Source organism: Mesorhizobium sp. M7D.F.Ca.US.004.03.1.1, from assembly GCF_003998635.1.
Taxonomy (GTDB): domain Bacteria; phylum Pseudomonadota; class Alphaproteobacteria; order Rhizobiales; family Rhizobiaceae; genus Mesorhizobium; species Mesorhizobium loti.
Genome location: NZ_RZQG01000465.1, coordinates 1 through 4,700, shown reverse-complemented (window position 1 = coordinate 4,700; position 4,700 = coordinate 1). Strand labels below are relative to the sequence as shown.

Here is a 4,700-nt window from a genome sequence, read left to right as displayed (position 1 = left end):
TCTCTATTGTTTCCGTCGGTCGCCGGAATGCTGACCGCGATGTCGGGCGCCGCCTTTGCCGACACCGCCGTCTCCGCCGTCACCGATCTCAACGTCCGAGCCGGGCCTGGTCCGCAATATCCTGTCATCGGCGTGCTCGCCGCCGGGCAGTCGGCGACGCTCAATGGCTGCATGGAAAACAGCAAATGGTGCACCATCGCCGAGGCCGGCGGCCAGGGTTGGGTCTATTCCGACTATGTGACGGCTGATTTCGGTGGCAGCCGGGTCGTGCTGACGCAGCGGCGTTCCAGCGTTGCTGTCGTCTCGCCGCCGGAAGACATCGGCAACTACTCGACCGATTATACCGGCGCGATCGTTGGCGGTGAGCCGGTCGAGGACGCCTTCCCCCCGCCTCCGCCCGAAATCAGAACCTATGTCGACACGCATCGCCTCGACCCCGTCTATCTCGACGGCGAGGTGGTGACCGGCGCGACCTTGCCCGACACCGTCGAACTGCGCGAGATTCCGGACTACAACTACCGCTATGTCTATGTGAACGGCCAGCCGGCGCTGATCGATCCACAGACGCGGCGCATCATGTACGTCGTGCGCTGACATGAATTAGCACAGGCGGCCGCCGCGACAGCAGCGACCGCCCGGTGACCTGCAGGCGGTCGATCCGGCAGGGCCACGCATGTCTGGACGTGCGGCGGTCATCCGTGCGTGATTCCTTTGCGAAAACGATTCCGATTTTCCGGACCATCGGCTAGATCAACAGGCGATGAATTGGGCAAAGGAGCCAGCGTGACGATCGATTCGGCCGCCTTCGAGCGCTATAGGCGCTCGCCGAACGCCAGGACGACGTTGCCGCGCCTTTTCCTCGGAACGGCGATCGTGGTCCTGTTCTGGGCCGCCACGACCGCGGCCGTGCTGTTCTGCGGCACCTACGTTTTCTTCACCTGGCAGGCACCAGCGGCTCCGCCACCAGGCGGGGTAATGCAGGACTTCCTCGCCTCGCCCATCGGCATCCTCACCGCGCTCGTCTCGTTCGCCGGCATCTGGATCGGCCTGTGGGTTGCCATGCGCTGGGTGCATGGCGAGAAGCTATCGGCGCTGATCGGCGTCAGCCATCGTATTTCATGGTCGGGCTTCCTCAAGGGGCTGATCGCGGTGCTGATCACCTCGCTCATATCCGAGATCCTGCTCTATCTGCTGCAGCCGCAGATCGCGCGCGGCACGATCAGCCTGTCGTCCTGGCTGCTGTTCGCGATCCCGATCGCCGCGCTCACTTTGTTGCAGACCTCGTCCGAAGAAATGCTGTTTCGCGGCTATCTGCTGCGCGGCCTGGCCAACCGGTTCAGGAGCCCGTTCATCTGGGCTCTGTTGCCCGCCTTGCTGTTCACGTCGCTGCATTGGAGCACAGGCGCGTCGCCCGCCATCAACGCCTGCGTGCTCGCCTCGATCGCCGCTTTCGTGCTGCTGCTGACGCTTGTCGTCTATGCCACCGGCAATCTCGGCGCCGCCTTGGGCGCTCATCTCGGCAACAATCTGACCGGGTTTCTGCTGATCTCGCATCAGCAGAGCTACAATTCCTTCGCTTTGTTCACCGCCAGGCCGCTCGAAGGGCCGGGCTGGACGACATATGATGCGGTTCTCATCGCCTTCATCGGCATCGCCTGCAGCCTGCTGACGATTTGGTTGCTGCTGCATCCGCGCTCACCGCTGAGGGTTGCCGCTGAGTTGCCCGACCGGTCGGGCTCGGCCTGAACGCAGCCTGGGACGACCCGATATGGGCCTTGTCTTGACTCTGCGGCCGATTTCCTGTCTACACGCCCCGAATTCCGCGACGAGTATCCCTCCGAGCAAGCCGACCAGGACGCCGAAACCTCTTTTGAGGTGAAGTGCTGTAAATCGATCCTGGAGGCCAACACCCGGCAGCGCTGAGCGCCCCCGGGTGCTTTTTGGCTTTTCGCTTGCACGGGCTTTTGCTTGGACACTTGGCGCGAACGCATTACTTCTCGGTCACCGTCCGGGTGCCTGGGAAAAAGGAAGAAGAATGTTTGAATCGCTGCAGGAGCGCCTTGGCTCCATCCTGAACGGCCTCACCGGCCGCGGTGCCCTGTCGGAGGCTGATGTCTCGGCGGCGCTGCGCGAGGTGCGCCGTGCGCTGCTCGAAGCCGACGTGGCGCTGGAAGTGGTGCGCTCCTTCACCGACAAGGTGCGCGAGAAGGCCGTCGGCGCCGCCGTGGTCAAGTCGATCAAGCCCGGCCAGATGGTCGTCAAGATCGTCCATGACGAACTGGTCGAGATGCTCGGCGCCGAAGGCGTCGCCATCGATCTCAATGCCCCGGCCCCGGTCGTCATCATGATGGTCGGCCTGCAGGGGTCCGGCAAGACGACCACTTCGGCCAAGATCGCCAAGCGCCTTTCCGAGCGTCAGAACAAGAAGGTTCTGATGGCCTCGCTCGACACGCGGCGGCCCGCCGCGCAGGAGCAGCTGCGCCAACTCGGCGAACAGGTCAAGGTCGCCACGCTGCCGATCATCGACGGGCAGTCGCCGGTCGACATCGCGCGCCGCGCCGTGCAGGCGGCCAAGCTCGGCGGCCATGACGTCGTCATCCTCGACACCGCCGGCCGCACCCATATCGACGAACCGCTGATGGTCGAGATGGCCGACATCAAGAAGGTGTCGAGCCCACACGAAATCCTGCTGGTCGCCGACTCGCTGACCGGCCAGGACGCCGTCAATCTGGCCAAGAGCTTCGACGAGCGCGTCGGCATCACCGGTCTCGTGCTGACCCGCATGGACGGCGACGGCCGCGGTGGTGCAGCCCTTTCGATGCGCGCCGTCACCGGCAAGCCGATCAAGCTGATCGGCACCGGCGAAAAGATGGACGGGCTGGAGGAATTCCACCCCAAGCGCATCGCCGACCGCATCCTCGGCATGGGCGACATTGTCTCGCTCGTCGAAAAGGCCGCAGAAAACATCGACGCCGAACAGGCGGCGGCGATGGCCAAGAAGATGCAGTCGGGCAAGTTCGACCTGAACGACCTCGCCAGCCAGCTTCAGCAGATGTCGAAGATGGGCGGCATGGGCGGCATCATGGGCATGATGCCCGGCATGGGCAAGATGAAGGACCAGATGGCCGCCGCCGGTCTCGACGACAAGATGTTCGGCCGCCAGCTCGCCATCATCTCGTCGATGACCAAGGCCGAGCGCGCCAACCCCGACCTTCTCAAGCATTCACGCAAGAAGCGCATCGCCGCCGGTTCCGGCACCGACGCGGCCGAAATCAACAAGCTGCTCAAGATGCATCGCGGCATGGCCGACATGATGAAGGCGATGGGCGGCAAGGGCAAAGGCGGCGGCCTGATGCGCGGCATGATGGGCGGTCTCGCCTCCAAGATGGGCCTCGGCGGCATGATGCCTGGCGGCATGGGCGGCATGATGGGCGGCGGCATGCCGGACCTGTCGAAGATGGATCCCAAGCAGCTCGAAGCCTTGCAGAAGCAGGCGCAAGCGGCCGGTCTCGGTGGCGGCATGAAAGGCCTTCCCGGCGGCGGTGGCCTGCCCGGTCTGCCCGGCGGCATGAAACTTCCCGGGCTTCCCGGTCTCGGCGGCGGCGGGCTGCCCGGCCTTGGCAAGAAGAAGTGAGGACGCCATGAACGAAGAGAAAGATATGGCCGACGCCCGCACCATCCTGGCCGATTACCGCGCCTCGATCGACAACATCGACGCAGCCCTCATCCACATGCTGGCCGAGCGCTTCCGCTGCACCAAGGCGGTTGGCGTGCTGAAGGCGACGCATGGCCTGCCGCCGGCCGACCCGGCGCGCGAGCAGCAGCAGATCGCCCGGCTGCGCCAGCTGGCGAAGGATGCCCATCTCGACCCGGATTTCGCGGAAAAATTCCTCAACTTCGTCGTCCGCGAAGTGATCCGCCACCACGAACAGATCGCCGCTTCCAACGGCGTGACGAAAACCAACTGAAACCCAATCAACGAACTTAGAGTTTTTAGGAGAAAAGAAATGCCCTTGAAGATCCGACTGGCCCGTGCGGGCTCGAAGAAGCGTCCTTACTACCACGTCGTCATCGCCGACGCCCGTTCGCCGCGCGACGGCCGGTTCATCGAGTCGATCGGCTCGTGGAACCCGCTGCTGCCCAAGGACGGCGAGCGCGTCAAGGTCGACGCCGACCGCGTCAAGCATTGGCTGGCGCATGGCGCCCAGCCGACCGACCGCGTGCTGCGCTTCCTCGACGAAGCCGGCCTCGTCAAGCGCGACGCCCGCTCCAACCCGAAGAAGGCCGAGCCGGGCAAGAAGGCGCAGGAACGCGCTGCCCTTCTGAAGAAGGCGCAGGAAGACGCCGCAGCCGCTGTTGCCGCTGCCGCCGCAGCACCGGCCGAGGCGGAAGCCGCTACCGCCGAATAAATATTGCTCTATCGCATCCAGGAAAACGGCGGGCCATGGTGCCCGCCGTTTTGCTATGCCGACTTCATTTTTCGACGCGGCGGATCAATAGCCGCTCGGGCAGCGGTCGATGTAGACGCGGCCACGGCTATCACGGTAGCGGCATTCGCCACGCTCGCTCGCCCGGCCGATCAGCGCACCGGCAACAGCACCCACAGCGCCACCAACGACCGCACCTTGAACCGGATCACCGGCGACAGCAGCTCCGACCGCAGCCCCGCCCAGTCCGCCGACAGCCGCGCCTTTTTCCGT

6 protein-coding genes are annotated in these 4,700 nt (G+C 64.7%); 5 read left to right on the top strand and 1 reads right to left on the bottom strand.

The genetic code is table 11. The features are described 5' to 3' along the window. From EN935_RS22915 to rpsP, 5 genes are all read left to right on the top strand, one after another. On the top strand, positions 1-594 hold a 594-nt coding region (locus EN935_RS22915), incomplete at its 5' end, for a DUF1236 domain-containing protein (protein ID WP_245489021.1). A 189-nt stretch (positions 595-783) separates the two neighbouring features. Continuing rightward, positions 784-1,746 carry a type II CAAX endopeptidase family protein gene (locus EN935_RS22910; protein WP_127262519.1) on the top strand — a complete coding sequence of 321 codons (963 nt, stop codon included), beginning with the start codon at positions 784-786 and terminating at the stop codon, positions 1,744-1,746. Between the two features lie 289 nt (positions 1,747-2,035). Continuing rightward, positions 2,036-3,634, top strand: coding sequence for a signal recognition particle protein (ffh, locus tag EN935_RS22905; RefSeq protein WP_109663712.1), 1,599 nt, complete (start codon positions 2,036-2,038; stop codon positions 3,632-3,634). Positions 3,635-3,641: 7 nt separating this feature from the next. Next, on the top strand, positions 3,642-3,968 hold the full coding sequence (locus EN935_RS22900; protein ID WP_056585656.1) for a chorismate mutase: 327 nt from the start codon (positions 3,642-3,644) through the stop codon (positions 3,966-3,968). A 39-nt stretch (positions 3,969-4,007) separates the two neighbouring features. Then, positions 4,008-4,409 (top strand): 30S ribosomal protein S16, encoded by a 402-nt coding sequence (gene rpsP, locus EN935_RS22895; protein ID WP_013528800.1) that lies wholly within the window; start codon positions 4,008-4,010, stop codon positions 4,407-4,409. 84 nt (positions 4,410-4,493) lie between these two features. Here the strand turns inward: rpsP and EN935_RS22890 are convergent. After that, positions 4,494-4,700 (bottom strand): glycine zipper domain-containing protein (locus EN935_RS22890; protein WP_127373631.1); only part of this gene is annotated, 207 nt, incomplete at its 5' end.

What these genes read in the sequence shown, in the direction of transcription:
- EN935_RS22900 (WP_056585656.1), top strand. Translation starts at nt 3,642, where the DNA reads ATGAACGAAGAGAAAGATATGGCCGACGCCCGCACCATCCTGGCCGAT.
- rpsP (WP_013528800.1), top strand. Translation starts at nt 4,008, where the DNA reads ATGCCCTTGAAGATCCGACTGGCCCGTGCGGGCTCGAAGAAGCGTCCT.
- ffh (WP_109663712.1), top strand. Translation starts at nt 2,036, where the DNA reads ATGTTTGAATCGCTGCAGGAGCGCCTTGGCTCCATCCTGAACGGCCTC.